14 protein-coding genes and 1 pseudogene are annotated in these 19235 nt (G+C 65.5%); 11 read left to right on the top strand and 4 right to left on the bottom strand.

Annotated elements, in window-relative coordinates; genetic code table 11:
- Nucleotides 1-36: 36 nt before the first annotated feature.
- The 7 genes from AC1D14_RS11285 (at nt 37) to AC1D14_RS11255 (ending at nt 7611) form a co-directional block, all read left to right on the top strand.
- Nucleotides 37-1290, top strand: a complete 1254-nt coding sequence (locus tag AC1D14_RS11285; RefSeq protein WP_476968494.1) for an aspartate aminotransferase family protein — start codon at nt 37-39, stop codon at nt 1288-1290.
- Nucleotides 1291-1379: 89 nt separating this feature from the next.
- Nucleotides 1380-2834, top strand: a complete 1455-nt coding sequence (locus tag AC1D14_RS11280; RefSeq protein ID WP_476968493.1) for an NAD-dependent succinate-semialdehyde dehydrogenase — start codon at nt 1380-1382, stop codon at nt 2832-2834.
- Between the two features lie 35 nt (nt 2835-2869).
- A complete protein-coding gene (locus tag AC1D14_RS11275; protein ID WP_476968492.1) occupies nt 2870-3562 on the top strand; it encodes a GntR family transcriptional regulator in 693 nt (230 codons plus the stop codon).
- 133 nt (nt 3563-3695) lie between these two features.
- Nucleotides 3696-4829, top strand: coding sequence for a glycerophosphodiester phosphodiesterase family protein (locus AC1D14_RS11270; protein WP_476881674.1), 1134 nt, complete (start codon nt 3696-3698; stop codon nt 4827-4829).
- Between the two features lie 137 nt (nt 4830-4966).
- On the top strand, nt 4967-6316 hold the full coding sequence (locus tag AC1D14_RS11265) for a hypothetical protein (RefSeq protein WP_476968491.1): 1350 nt from the start codon (nt 4967-4969) through the stop codon (nt 6314-6316).
- 120 nt (nt 6317-6436) lie between these two features.
- A complete protein-coding gene (locus AC1D14_RS11260) occupies nt 6437-6868 on the top strand; it encodes a DUF3592 domain-containing protein (protein WP_230117427.1) in 432 nt (143 codons plus the stop codon).
- 47 nt (nt 6869-6915) lie between these two features.
- Nucleotides 6916-7611 carry a hypothetical protein gene (locus AC1D14_RS11255; RefSeq protein ID WP_230117428.1) on the top strand — a complete coding sequence of 232 codons (696 nt, stop codon included), beginning with the start codon at nt 6916-6918 and terminating at the stop codon, nt 7609-7611.
- Between the two features lie 112 nt (nt 7612-7723).
- Here AC1D14_RS11255 and AC1D14_RS11250 read toward each other — a convergent pair whose 3' ends face one another.
- From AC1D14_RS11250 to AC1D14_RS11235, 4 genes are all read right to left on the bottom strand, one after another.
- Complete coding sequence (locus tag AC1D14_RS11250) at nt 7724-10801, bottom strand: FAD-binding and (Fe-S)-binding domain-containing protein (RefSeq protein ID WP_476968490.1); 3078 nt, start codon at nt 10799-10801, stop codon at nt 7724-7726.
- Nucleotides 10788-12992: a hypothetical protein gene (locus tag AC1D14_RS11245; RefSeq protein WP_476968489.1), complete on the bottom strand. Its 2205-nt coding sequence runs from the start codon at nt 12990-12992 to the stop codon at nt 10788-10790. The genes AC1D14_RS11250 and AC1D14_RS11245 overlap by 14 nt, the downstream gene beginning before the upstream one ends.
- Nucleotides 12993-13539: 547 nt before the next feature.
- Nucleotides 13540-14625, bottom strand: a complete 1086-nt coding sequence (locus tag AC1D14_RS11240) for a TM2 domain-containing protein (protein WP_476875858.1) — start codon at nt 14623-14625, stop codon at nt 13540-13542.
- Nucleotides 14626-15044: 419 nt separating this feature from the next.
- Nucleotides 15045-15380: a cupin domain-containing protein gene (locus AC1D14_RS11235; RefSeq protein ID WP_476875857.1), complete on the bottom strand. Its 336-nt coding sequence runs from the start codon at nt 15378-15380 to the stop codon at nt 15045-15047.
- A gap of 248 nt (nt 15381-15628) precedes the next feature.
- On the opposite strand from AC1D14_RS11235, the gene AC1D14_RS11230 reads away from it, so the two are divergent.
- The 4 genes and pseudogenes from AC1D14_RS11230 to aspA all read left to right on the top strand — a co-directional run.
- Complete coding sequence (locus AC1D14_RS11230; protein ID WP_476968488.1) at nt 15629-17425, top strand: RecQ family ATP-dependent DNA helicase; 1797 nt, start codon at nt 15629-15631, stop codon at nt 17423-17425.
- 71 nt (nt 17426-17496) lie between these two features.
- On the top strand, nt 17497-17943 hold the full coding sequence (locus tag AC1D14_RS11225; RefSeq protein WP_476875855.1) for an SRPBCC family protein: 447 nt from the start codon (nt 17497-17499) through the stop codon (nt 17941-17943).
- 66 nt (nt 17944-18009) lie between these two features.
- On the top strand, nt 18010-18720 hold the full coding sequence (locus AC1D14_RS11220) for a FadR/GntR family transcriptional regulator (protein WP_230117436.1): 711 nt from the start codon (nt 18010-18012) through the stop codon (nt 18718-18720).
- Nucleotides 18721-19040: 320 nt separating this feature from the next.
- Nucleotides 19041-19235, top strand: a pseudogene (aspA, locus tag AC1D14_RS11215) (aspartate ammonia-lyase); the annotation flags it as partial.

The raw sequence follows: 19235 nt of genomic DNA, 5'->3' as shown, positions 1-19235 counted from the left end.
GTTGACAATCTACAAAACCTACGAAAGTATGACGCCATGGCAACTCTCAGTCCCATCCTCAAGCAGGCCACTCCAGTCGTGGTAGACCACGCGGCCGGCAGCTGGATTCACGCGACCGACGGCAAAAAGTACCTCGATTTCACCACTGGAATCGGTGTTACCAGCACAGGTCACTGCCACCCCGACGTCGTAGCGGCAGCACGCGAGCAGGTGGGCAAGATTGTCCATGCCCAGTACACCACCGTGATGCACAAGCCCTTGCTTGAGCTCACCGAAAAACTCGGAGAATTCCTGCCTTCGGGGCTGGACAGCGTTTTCTACGCCACGTCCGGCTCCGAGGCAGTGGAAGCTTCGGTCCGCCTCGCCCGCATGGCTACGGGGCGGCCCAACATCATCTCCTTCCACGGTGGCTTCCACGGCCGGACGGTGGGCGCTGCTTCGCTCACCACGGCCGGCACGAAGTTCCGTTCAGGCTTCTCTCCCCTCATGGGTGGAGTGCACATTGCCCCCTTCCCCCACGCCTACCGGTATGGATGGGATGAGGAAACCGCAGTTGCCTTCGCCCTGAAGGAATTGGATCACCTCCTCCTGAGCATCAGCAGCCCGGCAGATACGGCAGGATTCATCATCGAACCCGTCCTGGGCGACGGCGGATACATCCCCACTCCCCCTGCCTTCCTGCAGGGTTTGAGGGAGCGCGCTGACCGGCACGGGATTGTGCTCATCCTCGATGAGGTCCAGGCGGGCGTAGGACGGACCGGAAAGTTCTGGGGCCACGACTGGGCCGGCATCACGCCCGACATCGTCATCACTGCCAAAGGCCTCGCCAGCGGGTTCCCCATTTCGGCCATCGCCGCCTCCGCGGAACTGATGGGCAAGGCGTGGCCAGGCTCGCAGGGCGGCACCTACGGCGGAAACGCCGTGGCCGCCGCTGCCGGCGTCGCCACCCTGGCTGTCATTGAACGCGAAAACCTGGTGTCAAACGCCCTCCTTCGCGGGGATGAGCTTCGCACCGGCCTTGAGGAACTCAAGACGGAGATCGTGGGAATCGGGGACGTCCGGGGACGAGGTCTCATGCAGGCGGTGGAATTCAGGTCCGCGGACAACACGCCTGACGCCGCCACCGCACTGGCCGTCCAGCAGGCCGCCGTCAAGGAAGAGCTGTTGCTCCTCACCTGCGGCCCGCACGGAAACGTCATCCGGATCATCCCGGCCCTGAATGTCAGCAGCGCTGAAATCCAGATCGGCCTCGCCAAATTTACCCAGGCGCTCAAGGTTGGCACGCCCTGATTCCAACCCCCTGCGGACCAACGTTCGACGTCGATCCGCATAGCCGCCCCGGGCGGACGTACTTTCCCTTCAACCATTGAAAGCGTGACATGAGCCCCTCCTTTGACCCCACCACTCTTCGCACTGACCTCTTCATTGACGGTGCCTGGCAGAAGGCCAGTTCGTCGGAGACCTTTCCGGTGGAAAATCCGGCTACCCATGAAGTGATTGCTCATGTGGCCGATGGTGGGGCCGAGGATGCCACGCGTGCCATCGAGGCTGCCGGACGCGTCCAGGCCGAATGGGCGAGGTCGACGCCCCGGCAGCGCGCCGACATCCTGCGCCGGGCTTACGAACTCGTCATTGAGAACACGGAACGCTTGGCCGCCATCATGACCGCCGAGATGGGCAAGCCGCTGGCCGAGGCAAAAGGGGAGGTAGCCTACGGCGCCGAATTCCTCCGCTGGTTCTCGGAGGAGGCAGCGCGCATCGGCGGAGACCACACCACCACCGTTGACGGAAACAACCGGATCCTCATCACCAAGGAACCCGTAGGCCCATGCGTTCTGGTAACCCCGTGGAATTTCCCACTGGCCATGGGTGCCCGCAAGATCGCCCCGGCCGTAGCTGCCGGTTGCACCATGGTCTTCAAGCCTGCCGAGTTGACCCCCCTGACGTCGCTCGCTTTGGCGGACATCTTCAAGCAGGCCGGCCTTCCGGATGGCGTGCTCAACGTTGTCACCACGTCAACAGCTTCCAGCGTGGTGGAACCGTGGATGAGCAGCGGCATCGCCCGCAAGGTCAGCTTTACCGGTTCTACTAACGTGGGCAAGATTCTTCTGCGCCAGGCCGCAGAGAACGTCATGCGCTCCTCGATGGAACTGGGAGGCAACGCCCCGTTCATTGTTTTGGCCGACGCCGACATAGAGCGGGCCGTCGACGGGGCGATGAAGGCTAAAATGCGAAACATGGGGGAAGCCTGCACCGCAGCCAACCGCTTCTTCGTTCACCGCTCCCTTGCCACTGAATTCAGCGAGAAGCTCTCGAAGAGGATGTCAGAATTGCGTGTGGGAGATGGTGCCCTGGAGGGAACCGAGGTGGGCCCCCTCATTGAGCAGGCCGGTCTGGACAAGGTGGAAAGTCTGGTGGCCGACGCCGTCGCCAAGGGCGCCCGTGTCCTGACCGGCGGAAGCCGGGCGGACCGGAACGGCTACTTCTATGAGCCAACCGTCCTGACCGATGTTCCCCTCGATGCCGAGCTGATGCGCACCGAAATCTTTGGACCGGTTGCGGCCATCACGTCCTTCGACGGCGAGGATGAGGTCATCCGGCTAGCCAACGACACACAATGGGGACTCGTGGGGTACGTCTTCACCCAGGACGTGGACAAGGCGCTCCGTTTTTCCGCAGCGCTCGAGGTGGGGATGGTCGGCCTTAACACCGGCATCGTATCGAATCCCGCTGCACCTTTCGGTGGTATCAAGCAGTCGGGGTTGGGCCGGGAAGGCGGCAAGGTCGGCATCGAAGAGTTCTTGGAATACAAGTACACCGCAATCCCCGCCTAGTAGGCGGTTAGTGAGAAATGAGAGGGGGAAAGTCAATGACGGCATCAGATGGGCTTTTTGTGCTGGAGGGCAGGCCCACGGCGGAGCTCATTGCCAATCAGCTCCGCGAACACATCGTCCAAGGCGTCTTCCGGCCCGGGCAACAGGTCAATGAGTCCGTGCTGGCAGGGCAGTTGAAAACATCCCGCGGTCCCGTCAGGGAGGCCCTGCAGCGGTTATCCCAGGAAGGCTTCCTGGTAAGTCACCGGAACCGCGGGGTCTTTGTCCTGGAGCTTTCAATGGAGGACATACAGGAGATCTATGTGGTCCGCGAGGCTGTTGAGTCGGCATGCGCAGCCATTCTGCTTAACTCCGGAGAGTCCGTCATCCGAAAGACCAGCAAAGAACTCAAGGGAATCATCAGCGACATGGCCAAACATGTCGCTTCCTCGAACTGGCAGGAATTGGCCAAGCTGGACATGGCATTTCACACGACGTTTGTCGCTGGTACCGGGAATTCACGCATGCTCAGGATCTACGAGACCTTGGCAGCGGAATCGAGAATGTGTGTCCTCAACCTCGAGGTGGCCTATCCCCGGGTGGACGTCCTCGTGCACGAGCATCAAAAGCTCCTGGATCTCCTGGAGGCCGGTGACCATGAGGGCCTTCAGCAGGCGATCAGGTGGCACATGCAAGGGGCGGTGGAGGACCTCACGTCATCGATAAGGGGCGAGGAAGTCACCGCATAAGCGGACGGTGTCCGCGTTGCACCGGAGGAGGCCGGGTCCATCTGGACCCGGCCTCCTCCAGCATTCACGGCGGGAAAATGTGGTCAGCGCACTTGTTAACCTGCGGTCCAACTCACCGCACTCAGGTGTCCACGTGGCTTCCATACTGTGGACGGGTCGGCGGCTCAGCGCCGGCCACCGTCTTCCAGGAGGAACCATCACCATGCGCACAGTCCTGACCGCAGCGGCCGCCGTCGCCCTCTTCACCTCGCTGGCGAGCCCCGCCGTCGCCGCCCCGAACGCCGACGCCGGCACGCCGTCGTCGAACGCTGCAGGCACCGCCGCCCCTATCAAGACCACGGAGCGCAACGGCTCCTTTGACCTGCAGGCCCACCGCGGGGGCCGCGGCGAGTGGACCGAGGAATCCCTGGCCGCGTTCGCCAACTCGCTAAAGCTGGGTGTGAGCACGCTGGAGCTGGACACCCACCTAACCGACGACGGCAAGGTGATCGTCTGGCACGACGACACCATCCAGGCGGACAAGTGCGCGGACACCGCGCCGGCCACCCCGGGCGATGCCGAGTTCCCGTATGTCGGCGACCGTGTGGCCGAGCTGTCGCTGGCCCAGATCAAGACGCTGAACTGCGGTTTCAAGCAGCTGGCCGGCTACCCGGAGCAGCAGGTGATCGAGGGCAACCGGATCGCCGAACTCAAGGACGTCTTCCAGCTGGTGCGCGACTACGGCGCCAAGAAGGTCCGCTTCAACGTAGAGACCAAGGTGGAGGACGGCAAGGCCGGCGGCGAAGGCTCGGTGGCGCTCACCAAGGCCGTGGTCACCGAGATCTACATGGCGGGCATGTCCGGCCGCACGACCGTGCAGTCGTTCGACTGGTCCACGCTGAACTACACCAAGAAGATCGCCCCGCAGCTTCCCCTCGTGGCCCTCTCCAGCGGCGACGCGTGGCTGCAGGTGGGCAAGCCCGGCGCCGCGCCCGAGCTCGGCGGCATCGACATCGACGACTACGACGGCTCCCTGGCCAAGGCAGCCAAGGCGCAGGGCTACGACGTCATCTCCCCCACGTTCCGCTCTGTCACCCCGCAGATGATCGCCGACGCGCACGAGTTCGGCCTGCCCGTCATCCCGTGGACCGTCAACACCACCGCGGACATGGCACGCCTCATGGACCTCGGCGTGGACGGCATCATCACCGACTACCCCACCCGCCTGCGTGCGCTCATGGACCAGCGCGGGCTGAAGCTGCCGAAGGCATACGCGCCTGTCGCATAGCTTTTACAGCCACAACGCACGACGGCGGGTCGTCCCCTTTCGGGGGCGGCCCGCCAACTTGTCTCCTCAACGCCGCCACATCAACGGCTGGGCGCGCTGAGGATCGCAGACCCCTCAGGCGTGGCATGATCGTCTCCGTGTCTATTGATGAGGAGGGGCAGGTGGCACTGACCAGCGCCATCGTGCGGCCCAGTGTTGAGGCGTGGGCGGCACTTCCGCGGCGAGCCCATGTCCGTCGGGAAGGTACTTTCGCGTGGCTTATCGGCGTGCTGACGACGGCCGGGGCCTTCATAGTGGACCGCGGGTGGGAAACCCTTGATGATCCTGCCTGGGCCGGCGCCTACCGCGCCATCGACATGTTCGGGATGGCGAGCATTCTCCTCGCCTTGAGTTTTTCTGTCGTCGGATTCCTGCTCCGCAGATACGCACTGGTGGCTGCACCCTTGGTGTTGCTGGCTGCTGCCATTCCGCACACCCTGGACGGCTATGCGTCAGCGGTCGTGTGGTGGCTGGGCGCTGCCGCAGCCGCCCTGTGGGCCGTCAGTGCGGCTGCTCGGCCGTGGCATCAGTTGCGTGCGGTCTGTCGTCTCGCGCAGGCTTCCCTCACGGGACGCACGACGGCGGTGGGCCCTAACGCCGTACGGGCAGGAAACCGGGCGCTTCTACGTGGCCTGCTGAGGCTTCCGCTGTTTCTGGCTGCGGCGTGCGGCGGCTGGGCACTGGCCTTCGGGGTGTTGCCCACGGAGCTTGGCCATACCTACGAGGAACTGGGGGAAGCGTCGTCGTCTAGCTTTTTTGCGGCGGCGGGAACCGCGGCGAGCGTCGTCGCCATCGCCGAAGCGGTCAGTCAGGTGTGGCGGACGTACGCCTATGGCCGGGTGGGACGGAGCTTGGTCTGGGAAATACCCTCCGGCCGCGGCGTGGCGTCATGGTGGCCATACGCAAGAAACGATGCCGGGCAGGTGCCGATGGAGGCCGCTGAAGCGCCCGGCTGCAACTGTTTGGCGGAGTTCCGCCGGGCCTTCCCCGATGGGGAGAACGATCTCATGTGGAACGAAGGAGTGCCTGCCGCGGACTACTGCCCAATACATGGCCTCGACCGGATCAACGAGCTGACTCCCACGGAGTTCACCGCACTCGCTGAGGAAACCTGGCTGTGGGATGCAGGCTCCGATCTGCCGGAACCTGCAGACCCGGATGCCAGACGGTTGCTCCTGTACGGCCTTGCCGGGCACACCTTTGCCGGTATTCCCGTCCGGAAGCACGGCGGCCGCATCGACGCGGACTTCCCAGGAGTCACCCCTGTGCGTGAAGCCGATCCGGCAATCTTCGGCCCGTGGTGGGACAAACCACTACGCCCCGAGGCAGGGGCGCAGGACATCATCGATCTCCGACCAGCCGGCTATACCCGATCCGCATTCCGATACCGGCATGGCAGAGCATGGTTTGAGACCGCGCCGCCTTTCGCCGCCAGACCAGAACCCTGACATCCCGGCTTGGCCTGTCCAGGCCTTTGTGCCGTGGCCAGGCTCGGGCATCCGTTGGCGCGGCAGGCTGCCGAAGGCAGGGCAAGCTGACATACTGCTTTGTGAGCCTTGGGGGATCACTTGAAAATCGTGCTGTACGTCATCTGGGCGCTGTTCGTTGCCGGCGTCATTTACTCCGTCATCCACGCGGTCAGGAAGAACAGACAGCACGAGCAGATGGCAGCCGATTGGCCGCGCGTGCAGGCCACCGTGACCGGCAGCCGCGCCGGCTGGAGCGGCGGTACCGGCAACATGACGCCCAACCGGCGCTTCTGGCCCACGTACCAGTTCACCGACGAGCACGGTAGGCCGTTCGGAGGAGAATCCGAGGTCTCGTTTGCGGAGCAGCCGGTACCCGGATCGCCGGTGGAGGTCGCCTACAACCCGGCCGACCCCAACGAGTCTTTCCATGTCTCCTCCCAGACAAGAACCGCGCTGGGCTGCCTGAGTCTGTTCTTCGCCGTCTTTGCCGTCGCCCTGTTCTGGTTCATCGGCGTCTTCCCGCTGGGCTGATCCGCCTTCCGCCACCCGTAAGCACAGCGAACTCGTGGAGCAACATCGTGAACAAAATCCTGGCGGCAGCAGCCGTAGTCGCACTGCGTAAGTTCAGGCGCCGACAGCATCTGGCTGGTGGCCTCCGAGGGAGAGCGCCCGTCCCGGCCGCTCTGCTGGCGTTCAGCCTGCTCCTGACCGGCTGCACCGTGACCAGCGGGCCGAGGACGTCCACAACGACGGCTACACTCGCCCCCGGCGCCTTCTCCATGCTCGATGACGCAGGCGTCGAGCAGATCAAGGCGAGCCGGACCGCCCGGCTGGACATGAGTTCTGGGACTCTGGAGAAAGCTGCCGTCAACGTGGGCGTCAGCGAAAATTTCGGGCCCGAGATCAACACCAAGGGTGCCGGTAAGATCGATCTCACGATCGTGGGTCCGGCCGGGGAGGTCACCGGAAAGACGGACAGGATCCGCTTCCTTTCGGGGGAAACACGGGCGGACTTCAGCGAGGTCACGTACTTCCTCACAGCGGGATCCAGGGAGGAGTTCTACGAGCTCATCCGTGACGGCGTGCAGCGCTACGGCATCGCCAAGGAATCCGCCGAAGGCTGGATCAGCTCCACTGAGAGCGACCCGGCCAGTAAGAGCGACTTTTCCATCACGTCGGGCTTCGCCACTGGCCTTGAGGTGAACTACGACCTCCGCTACAACGGGGCCAAGGGCGTCCAGGTCATCATCGTCCACGTCCACCCCGCCGCCTAACCGCGACGCAGCGGGAGGAGTGCCCGCGAGCTCCGTTAGGGATCCGGCGACCAGCCCAGGGGCGTCACCTATGCGGTTTCGACAAGCTCAACCAGCGGTGGTTTCGACAAGCTCAACCAGCGATGCCGGGGTCGAGCAGCTGGGCGAGGTGGCGTCCGGGCCGCTCGGTGTCCAGGTGCTTGACCTGCATGGCGCAGGAGAAGCCGTCCGTCAGCACCACGGACTCCCCGCTGGTCTCGCGCAGTGCCGGCGCCAGCGCCTGCTCGGCCACCAGCATGCTCACTTCGAAGTGCTCCTTCTCGAAGCCGAAGTTGCCTGCCACGCCGCAGCACCCGGTGGCGTCCACCACGTCGGTGATGCCGACGGCGGTCAGCGCGGCGCGCTGTGTTCCGGCACCAAAAACCGAGTACTCGTGGCAGTGCGTCTGCAGCACCACCTGCTCCGGCAGCGGTTCGGACGGCGCCGGCGACCAGCCGGCCCGTGCCAGCTGGTCCACATGCGAAGCGAAGCTCCGCACCCGTGCCGCCACCCGTTTGGCCTGGTCCGTGTGGACCAACTCCGGCAGATCCTTGCGCAGCGCGGCCGCACAGCTGGGCTCCACCACCACAATGGGGCGGTCCGTGCCGTCGTCGAGCACTTCGGCGGCCTTGCCCAGCAGCTTCTTTGCGGTGTCGAGCTGGCCGGTGGAGATCCAGGTCAGACCACAGCACGCGTCGGCCGAGCACTCGGTCCGCTCCCCCGCGGCGGTAAGCACGCGGGCAGCTGCGCCTGCGACCTCGGGGCGGAAACCCCTGGTGAACGTGTCCACGAACAGCACCACGCCGTCGTCTGTATTGACTGCACCGGCACCGCCGGCACTCAGGCGAGTCCCGCCGTCGTGCCTCCTGCCGTTCCTGCCCGGCATCACCACGCCGGCCGCGGCAACCTGCTTGCGCCATTCGCTGCCGCCGGCGAACCGTGGCATGGAACGTTCGGTGGTCATCCCGCCCAGCGTGGCTGCCACCTTCGCCAGCGGCGTGGCCAGTACGGCGTTGACCAGCGGCGCCGTGCGGCCGGTGATCTTCAGCCAGCGAGGCAGCCAGCCCAGGGAGAAGTGCGAGATCGGACGCATCCGGCCCCGGTAGTAGTGGTCGAAGAATTCCGACTTGTAGCTGGCCATGTCCACGCCCGTGGGGCAGTCGCTGGAGCACGCCTTGCGGGACAGGCAGAGGTCCAGGACCTCGCGGACCTCCTCGGACTTCCAGCCCTCCTCCACGGTGCGCGCCCCGCGGACCATGTCCTGCAGCACCCGGGAACGGCCGCGGGTGGAGTCCTTCTCGTCGCGGGTGGCTCGGTAGCTGGGGCACATCACGCCGCCGGCGTCCGTGCGGCAGCGGCCCACGCCGATGCAACCCTGGACGGCGTGGACCCACGGGTCGATCCCGCTACCACCGGCGTGCGCCGGGTTGTCCGTCTCCGCAGCCGACCCGCCGCCGGAGTGCAGCGGCCGGAGGTCGAAGCTGGTACGCCACTCCCGCTCCGGCACGCCGTCCAGCGACAGGTTCTCATCCATCGGGTCCGGGTCCGTGAGTGACCCCGGGTTCAGGATGCCCGCCGGGTCCCACAGGCTGCGGTAGGCGGCAAACGCCTCCAGCATCCGCGGCGAATACATGAGCGGCAGCAACTGCGACCGGGCCCGGCCGTCGCCGTGCTCGCCGGAGAGCGAGCCGCCGTGCCGCACCACCAGCCGCGCCGCGTCGGCCGAGAACCGACGGAACACGTCCCGGCCCTCCGCCGCGCGCAGGTCGTACGTGATGCGGATGTGCATGCAACCGGCGCCGAAGTGCCCGTACATGACGCCCTGCAGGCCGTAGCTGTCCAGCAGTCCGCGAAAGTCCGCCAGATAGTCGGCCAGGTTCTCCGGCGCGACGGCGGAATCCTCCCACCCGGGCCAGGACTCACCGCCTGTGGAAAGACGGGACGACAGCCCGGCGCCGTCCTCGCGCACGCGCCACAGCGATGCCCGCTGGGTTGGGTCGGGAACGGGCCGGCCCGCCACGAGGCGCCCGTTCTGCCGCAGCCGCTCGAGCAGCCTGTTGGCCTCGGCCGCGACTTCGGCGGGGTCGTCGCCGTCGAGGTCCACGTACAGCCAGGCCTTGCCCTCCGGCAGCCCCAGCACCGCGCCCTCGCCGCGGCGGAAGCGCATGGTGTCCACGATCGCCTCGTCAATGCCTTCCACAGCGGCCGGGGAGAATTCGAGGATGGTTTCGATGTCCCGCGCCGCGTCCACCACGTCCGCGTAGCCGAGGCACACCAGCAGGGCACTGGCCGGCTTGGGCACCAGCTTCATCCGGGCTCCGGTGACGATCACGCACGTGCCCTCGGAGCCCACCAGGGCACGGGCCACGTTGAAGCCCTTCTCCGGCAGCAGATTGTCCAGGTGGTAACCCGAGACCTGCCGCTGGATCCGGCCCAGCTCCACGCGGAAGTCGGCCATATTGTTGTGCGCCAGCTCCTGAAGCGAGTCGGTCAGGGCGGCGGCGCGCGTCGCCGCAACTTTGTCCGCCGCGTCCGTGGCGCGCAGGCCCGTGGCGGTGGCGGTGAGCCGGGCGCCGTCGGAAGTGACGACGTCGAGCTCCACCACGTGGTCCGATGTGCGGCCGTAGCGGACGGAGTGGTTCCCGCACGCGTCGTTGCCCAGCGAGCCGCCCACGGTGGCGCGGTTCTTCGACGACGGGTCCGGGGCGAAGGTGAACCGGTTGCCGGTGGCTTTCTCCACCTCGCGCGAAAGCACGGCGAGCACCACGCCGGGATCCACGGCCACGGTGCCCGCCGCCTCGTCGATCCCGTGGATCCGGTGCATGTGCCGGGAGAAGTCCAGCACCACGCCGGGCCCGATCGCGTTGCCCGCCATCGACGTTCCGCCGCCGCGGCTGATGAGCGGGGTCCCGGTCTCCCGGCACACCGCGAGCGCTGCCTCCACGTCCTCCACGGACCGCGGGAACACCACGGCCAGCGGCGGCACCCGGTAGTTGGAGGCGTCGTACGCGTACTCGGCCAGGCGGCGCGGCGAACTGTCGGCGCTGATCCCCGCTGCGGACAACCTTTCCAGCACCTTCTGCTGTGCGGCGTTATGCACCGTGCCGGACTCTTCAGCGGAAGGTACGACGGCGGCGACGTCCGTAGCGGCGGTAGCGTCAGTCTGCTTCATATTGGCCAGCGTAGTCCTCAGGTGTCTCCTTCAGCTGGCGCAGCCACGCCTTCAGCTGGCTGGCGTCCGGTGCCATCAGGACCCGCTGTTTGATGCCTTCCCTTAGCCCTGTGATGAACGGGCCCGGGTCGCCGGAGCCAGCCGCGTCCGAGGCATTCTCCGCTATCCATGGATCCTGGATGGTCTTCGGCGATTCAATCCCTGCGTGCACCAGCGCGCCCACCACTTCCACCCGGAACGGGTAGATGTGCCAGGCATCTCCGCTGCCTGGCACGGCTTCCGCCCGGCGCACAAGCGCCGCCAGCCTGCACAGCCGTTTGAGGACCAAGGGGCTTACCTGAAGGTAGGCGCTGATGTCACTCTGCCCCACTTCCTTCTGGTGCAGGTCACCGGGCTTTGCTAGGCCTGCTTCCCGGAGCTGCTTCTCATAGGGCGCGAATGCCTCCAGCTTCCAGAAGTCCTGCCGGGCCGTCACGCCCAGAAACTGAAGAAAGGCCGGGCTGGAACGGAGGTCCTTCAGCTCGGGATCCTGCCGCGCCCATACCTTGAGTCCCGGGATCGTAAAGGCATACCTCAGCTTCTCCGTGACTTCGGCTTCGCTAGCCAGTCCGCCCTTCCTGGCAATGCTGCAGGCGGCAGCGTAAGCCGCGCCGGGCGCGAGTGAGGCGCATGCCTCGTTGTACCAAGTGACGAAGTACGGGAGCGGGTGGCCAGTGGACGGGCTTGCTATTTTCTCCCAGGCTTTGGCGCCCGCGTCGGCTTCCGCGTCGGATGCTACGCCGCTGCCGGCTCCGAAAAGGTCGTGGTAAGCGAGTGCAGCATGCAGGCGCATGCCGTGAGCCAGTGGTCCGGGGACGCGAACGCGCCTGCCGGGCTCGAGCGAGTTCAGCAGATCATGGGCACGTGCCCGGGCTTGTGAACGTAGCGCCTTGAATTCGTCCGTCACGGGCAAGTTGAGAACTGCGCTCAGGAAGGTCATTTCAATCCGGTACAGCAGACACGTGTAGCCCGCCGCCGACTTGGTCTCGGCGTCCATGTCGTTTCTCATCGCTTTGGCCTTGTGAGACAGCCAATCCGCATACTTCTTGAATGTTTGTGAGTCAGTAGCGTGCCGGTACATTCGGTTTTGCAGCGCTATTTCTGCCAGCATGTTCTCCGGGTCCAAATCAATGGCCTTACCCAAGAGCGTCCTCCCAGGATCCCCTGCTGCCCATTCCTCCGTGGTCGCTATGTCATGCAAACCGAGACTCCGCCAGTCCGTCGCACCGCACAATCCCTCGAATCCGTGGTGCTTGCCTGCCAGCGTGACGAGCACGAAGGCGGCAGCCATTTTGTGCAGCTCCGACGCTGTTCCAGAGCCCGGTTTCGCCTGCGATCCCTTTCCGGCCGGCGCCGCTCCTCCCCCCGCCTTCCCCGGCAGGCCAAGTGCCGTCCGGTCTATGGTGGCCGCGGCCACCGCCCAACTGTTGCGCGTCATGGCAACCGTTATCGAATTCTCGTTGGCAGGCGAAACCACCACGTTCCACGGCGTGACACCAAATATTGAAGTCAGTATCTTTTGGGCCGCCGCCAGAACCTTGTTGCTGAGTGCGACGGTGAGGGCGCTGTCTCCCAGTGCCGACACATCTGTGCCCTGAGGGACCTCGATTCCGCGCGGAGGTGCGGCGCCAAGTTCGTCGAGGAGTGCGGCAACATAAGAGGCGTCAGCTTTGCTTGGCTCGTCGTCGTCGCCGCGAACCTCCAGCGAGATGCGAAGCCTGCTGCTGAGATAGAAGGCCAGGGACGCTGCACCGGCGAAAGGGACCAGGCACACGCCGGCGAGCGCCCAGAAGGTGCCTGCGTCTAAACTCTCTGCTTTCAGCGCCGCCAGCACGGAAACTATCCAATAGGAACCCCCGAATATCAGTCCCAGACCGGCAAATAGCAGCACTGCCCGCAGCACAGAAGTAACTTTGAAAAAAGGCATCTTCGGGACAAAGGCGAGAAGCCTCCCGATGAGCAGAAAGAAAACCACAAGGCCAAGCAACGCCAGCCCCGCACCTGACAACGGGGTAGCAACGTTCTTCACAAAGCGGTCCCAGTCATTGGCCGCCTGCTTCGCAGGGTTGGTCTCGGGTTTCTGGGGCTCGTCTGCCATCTGCTGGGCCTTCAGGATGGCGTTGAGCCGTTGTTCCTCGCACGCCGTGCTCATGGTCTGGGCCTGTTGAGGCGCTGGCCCGCGAATCTTGTCGATAAGCGCCAGCGCATCCGCGGGTCTCTTGTTGCTCGTGAGCTCCTGGGCCTTTTTGCACGCGTCTTGAAGGGGCTGCGCTGGTGCGGCGATTGCGCCCGCCGTCTCACGTGCTGCGTCCGCCCGGCCCACGACGAACCCTGGTCCGGCAGGGACGAATAGCACGGCAAGTGACAGCAACATGCCTAGGAGTAAGGCCCTGGCTTTTCGCAGCCGGTGTCGATCGAGGAAGGTTTCTGAAATTGCCACAGGTATCGAAGCAGCTGCATTCGAAAGTTCTCTGCTCATGGTTTTCGCCGACCTTAGGAGCCGTTGTGGCTAATTTTGCGCTCGTAACGGATAAAGGGAAAGAGCGGTTTTGGCAGGTTGAATGTGCCTGCTGACGGTCGATAAAGGCGATGGCCTGCGACTCCGACATGCAAAATGGCCCCGGCAGACTCAGAGGTCTGTCGGGGCCATTCGTCGTTAAGGTCAGGGCATCCACCCTGGCGGAGGCCGCTCGGAGGCGCTACTTCGCCGTAATCGTCCAGTCACCCTCGGACTTGATCTGCACGAAGCCGGGCGTCAGCTGGACCGTGCCGCTGTAGGTGCCATCCTCGTCGACCGGCAGTTCCGGAGCGTCGGCCCCGAAGCCCTCCACCAGAAACTGACCTTCGCCCTTGTTGGTAATGGCAGCTTTGTCGGTGGGCGCGTCCCAGTAGATGACTTTGTCACCGTGCCCGCTTGCCTTGCCGGTGGCCGTGGGGACGGCGTCCACATCCTCCACCTTCAGGGTCCAGGCTGCGTCGGCGCTGATGGCGAACTCGGAGGTTGCGGAACCGGTGCTGGTGTCCACAAGGTGGGAGCCGGTGTAGCCGCCGACGGTGTTCACGAGCATGATTTCGGCCCCGTTCGTCTCCAGAACCGTGTTGCCCGAGCACGCCTTGCAGGTGAAGGTCACCAGCGCCGGTATCCCCTTCAGGTCCACAGTCTTGACGTCGTCGCCGGTTCCCGCGAAGGACTGCGCAATCAGACGGGGACGGTCATCGCCGGCAACAGCTTCCTCGGATGCCCCAGCCGACGCGGAAGGAGACGGAGCCGCGGACTCGTCCGTGAGAGGCGCAGCCGAGACGATCGGCGACGTGCCGGCGCTGTTGATGGCCAGTGCCGCGCCGGCCCCGATGACGGCACCCACGAGGCTGCCGCCCACCACGAGCACCGCGGAGACGGCAATCGCCACCACCCTGTGCTGCGCATAGCCAGCCAACGGCCGGCCGGCCTTGTCCCGCTGCTTCCCCGCCAGGATGAGGATCAGGTCAATGAGGGTCCAGAAGCCCAAGCCGCCGGCAGTCAGCAGCTTGGCAATGCCTGTGCCGATCTTGCCAAGGTAGAAGCGGTCCACGCCCAGGCCGCCGAGGAACAGGGACAGCAGCCAGGTGGTGACGAAGAACTTCTCCGGAGCCGCCCCGAACTGCGGAGCATACTGCTTGCCCGCGTACTGCCCCTGCCCAAACCCGCCGGGGCTCTGCTGGCCTTCAAAAAACCCCGGCGCACCATAGGTGGTGTAGTCGGGCGCCGGCGGAGGTGGAGGCGGGGTCTGGCCGGGCTGGCTCATGGCTGTCCTTTCGGGCTGGCGACGGCAGGGGTCACCGATTTGGGCGGGGTGATGGGTTTGCGGCGAGTGCCGCGGGTGGCTGCTGAGCCGTTTGGCGGACCATCGGCTCGGCGGGAAGGGGAGGTTGCAGGTAGCGCTGGGGACCGTCCGGACTCTCAGCTTTTGAGGGCTGGCTGGTTCCGGACGTCGCATTGAGTCAGGACGGCGCAGTGAGTCACAGGAGTGAGTTCACCGGAAGTGACACGAGTGATCCCACTTGAGTGTTTTCACGGCTGATTTCACACGGCTTTATCGCTTGCACATGCGCTGATGTCCCCCAGTTTGACGCTCCGGCGTCTCCGCCCCCTGAAGGGATATTACACGTGCCCGGACAGTCCAAACAGCACTGTCCACGCCGGTGCGGCCAACGTCACCAGTGCCTACTGCCTGATCTTCGCCACCGTCATCAAAAAGGCTGAATCTTCCTCCGCGTCCAGGCTGTGCAGCCCGTCCGGAATGATCAGCAAATCACCTGTTTTGCCCTGCCAGGATTCGCCGCCGGACCGCAGCCAAAGCGAGCCGCGGAGGACAAAAATGGTTGCCTCGCCGGGGTTCTGGTGCTCACTGAGACTCGTCCCCGCCTTGAGCGCCATGACCGTTTGGCGCATCACCTTCTCGTGCCCGCCGAACACGGTGTCGGCAGCCCGCCCGCTGCCGGCCGAAACTGCAGCCTGGAGCTGCTGCGTGGCCAGTGCGTCAATCGAAATCTTCTGCATGGGGCAACCGTACCCACCGGCGGGGCGCAGGGAAATGGGCAATCGCTCCAGGCCCGCCCAGGCCACCGTAAGAGTTCACGCCCACAGGCGGTTCCCCGCCCCAGTCCGAAGCCCACGGCCCCTCTGACCGCTGACCCTTGAACCGATGAACTGCGGCCGGCAGGGAGGTGCCGGCCGGAGCTGGGACCGACATGACGCCCGGCGAACCTGGGACTAGGGTAGATTCCACGGCTGAAGACACCCGGCCAATGGATCGCACCCACGGAGCTGCCACCATGACCGAGGCCCTCGCCGCCGCTGCCGCCAGTGACACCCACGCCAGTGACACCAACGCCACCCCCACCGAAAACACCACCGATTACGACGCCGGCCTCCGCCAGCTCGCTGCCGGAACCTTCGGACTCCCCCACCTCCGCGAAGGCCAGCTCGCCGGGATGCGCGCGCTCGCCGCCGGCCGCGACGTCCTCGCCGTGATGCCCACCGGCTACGGAAAGTCGGCCATCTACCAGGTGGCCGCGCTGCACCTGCACCAAAACCGAGCCGGCCACAGCGGAAGCCCGGATGCCCCCGCAGGCGGTCCCGCCGTCGTCGTTTCCCCGCTGATCGCGCTGCAGGAGGACCAGCTGGACGGCCTGCTCGAGGACCTCGGCGGGGACGCCGCCGTCGCCATCAACTCGGGCCGCAGCGATTCCGAAGTGAACGGCGCCTGGGAAGCCGCCGAACGCGGCGACGCCGTCTTCCTCTTCCTCGCCCCCGAGCAGCTGGCCAAGACCGAAACCGTGGAGCGCCTCGCCGCCCTGAACGTCTCGCTGTTCGTGGTGGACGAGGCCCACTGCGTCTCGTCCTGGGGCCACGATTTCCGCCCCGACTACCTCCGACTCGGCGAGGTCCGTGGGCAGCTGGGCAACCCGCCCGTCGTCGGCCTCACCGCCACCGCCTCTCCCCCGGTCCGCGACGAAATCCAGCAGCGCCTGCGCATGAAGGACGCGCTGGTCCTGGTCCACGGCTTCGACCGGCCCAACATCCGGCTCGACGTGGTCCGCCACCTTGAGGACCGGGACAAGCGCCGCGCCGTGGTGGAGCAGGTGGCTGAACTCAAGGGTCCGGGCCTGCTCTACGCCGCCACCCGCAAGGACACCGAGGCGTACGCCGCTGAGCTCACCGAGCGCGGGCTGCGCGCAGAGGCCTACCACGCCGGGCGGAAACAGAGTGAGCGGGACCGCGCCCACGAGCAGTTCCTCGACGACGGGCTCGACCTCGTGGTGGCCACCACCGCGTTCGGCATGGGCATCGACAAGCCCAACGTCCGCTTCGTCATCCACGCCGACATCCCCGATTCCCTGGACAGCTACTACCAGGAGATCGGCCGCTCGGGGCGCGACGGCGAACCGGCCGCCGCCGTCCTGCACTACCGGCTCGAAGACTTGGGCCTGCGCAAATTCTTCGGCACGCACACTCCGGACGAGGAATCGCTCTTGGCTGTTCTTGTTGTCCTGCGCGCCGCTGACGGACCGTTGAAGCAGAAAGCCCTTGCCGAGCAGACCGGCTTTTCCCCGCGGAAGCTCACCGGATTGCTGAACCAGCTGCAGGAGACGCGCGCCGTGAAGACCGGCAAGCGCGGCATCCGGCTGGAATCCGGCGCCAAGCTGYCCGCGGTGGTGGAGCGCGCCGTCGAACTCGCCGAAGCGCGCCAGCGCGTGGACCGCTCGCGCATCGAGATGATGCGCGGCTATGCCGAGACTGACTCCTGCCGGCGCCAGTTCCTGCTGGGCTACTTCGGCGAGGACCTCCCCGAGCCCTGCGGCAACTGCGACAACTGCGCCGACGGCTCCGCCTACGAGGAGGATTACGACGACGGCGCCGCGGCCGCCGCGGGCGGGGAACCGTTCCCGCTCCAGGCCTCTGTTGTTCACAAGGAGTGGGGGCCGGGCCTGGTGATGCGGCACGAGGAGGACGTGATCACCGTGCTGTTCGAGCAGGAAGGCTACAAGACGCTGTCCCGGCAGGCCGTCCAGGAGGGCAAGCTGCTGACACTCGCGAAGTGACAGCCAGCCCCGCCGAATCAGGAAGGGGAAGGCCACTTACTCCCGGGACCGTCCGGTGCCAGAGTCGGAACATGACTGAACAGCCAGGCGGACTGGTTCTGACCTTGGAATGTACTCTCGATGCGCCCCGTGAGCGCATCTTCAGCCTGCTGACCGAACCGCCGGAACTGGTGAAATGGTGGGGGCCGCGCGGCTTCACGACGCCTGAAGCGAAAGTCAACCTCCGCGAGGGCGGCGCTTACCGCCTGTCGATGCAACCGCCGGACGGCGATCTGTTCCACCTGGCCGGCGAGTTTTTCGAGATCGACCCGCCGAATCGACTCGTCTATACGTTCCATTGGGAAGAACCCACTCCGGACGACCGTGAAACCGTCGTCACACTGTCCCTTGAGACCGCAGGTAACGCCATGCTTCTCACGCTCTCGCAGACTGGGTTCGCGACGGAGGAGCGCCTTACCCTGCACCGGGACGGCTGGACCGAGAGCTTCGATAAACTCCGGATGCTGGCCAGGGCCTAGGAAATCGACGACAGGGCGCGCCGTCACACGTTGACAGGGAGACGTGACCCGTGCCATATTTCTTGCATGAGCAACCTGTTGGACAGCTGGACAGTTGGACAAGACAAGGTGATCCGGGTCGGCGCCGCCGAAGCCGTGTTCACCTCCCTCCGAAACGCCATCGAAGGCGGCAAGATCCCCGTCGGCGCCAGGCTGGATTCCGAGGCATCCCTGGCACAGCAGTACGGCGTGAGCCGGTCCATGGTCCGTGAAGCACTTCGTTCGTGCAACGCACTCGGGCTGACGGCAACGTACACGGGAAAAGGCACGTTCGTCATCGCCGACCGCGTTGCCCAGGACCTCAAGCTCGGCAAGTATTCGGCACGTGACCTCGTGGAGGCGCGCCCCCACATCGAGGTGCCGGCCGCTGCCCTGGCTGCCGAACGCCGGACTCCCGAGGATGTGGAGGCACTGCGCGAAATCCTTGATGCGATGGCGGACGAGGACGACCTCCAGCACTGGGTGCTTCTGAACGCCGAGTTCCACGCCACCATAGCCCGGTGCAGCGGCAACGGCGTCTTTGCAGGCGTGTTGTCAGACATCCGCGAGGCCATGGCGGACCAGTCGAACACCCTCAACCTGGTAGCTGACCGGCGCAAGGCATCTGACGCCGAACACACGCGCATCTTCAATGCCATTGAGCGGGGATCCGCACAGGAAGCGTCCCGGGCAATGACAAGGCACCTCCACGGGGTGGAGTGCGCTCTGGTCAGCATCGTCCCCGGCGGCGAGAAATAACCATCGAGACGGCTGAATCCTTCTGCCTCCGCGTTGCCTCAACCACTGTTGTCTGGACCGCCTTGCTTGAACTACGTTCTTGATCCGCCCCGCCCGGACCACTTTGCCGGGCCACCTTGCCGGGACGCTGCTGCCTGAACAGCTGCTGACGGTGGCGCATGCCCGGCTACTCCATGATGCGGCGCACCGCTGTTCGGCGTCCTGGGCGGCGGCCATCACCCAGGCCCCACAGACCACTGATTTCCACCGCAGACCAATAACTTCCACCGCAGACCAATAACTTCTGTCCAATCCCGTCAATGAAGCCGTGAGGACCCATCATGACCATCACCAATACCGCTCCGGACGTCCGTTCCGAGCATGATCTCCTGGGCGACCGGGACGTTCCGGCCGCCGCGTACTGGGGTGTGCACACGCTCCGGGCCGTGGAGAACTTCCCCATCACCGGCCAGCCGCTGTCCACGAACATGCACCTGGTCCGCGGCTTGGCCGCCGTGAAACTCGCCGCCGCCCGC

Source organism: Arthrobacter sp. P1_B11 (assembly GCF_056406715.1).
This window is presented reverse-complemented; position numbering and strand designations above follow the sequence as displayed.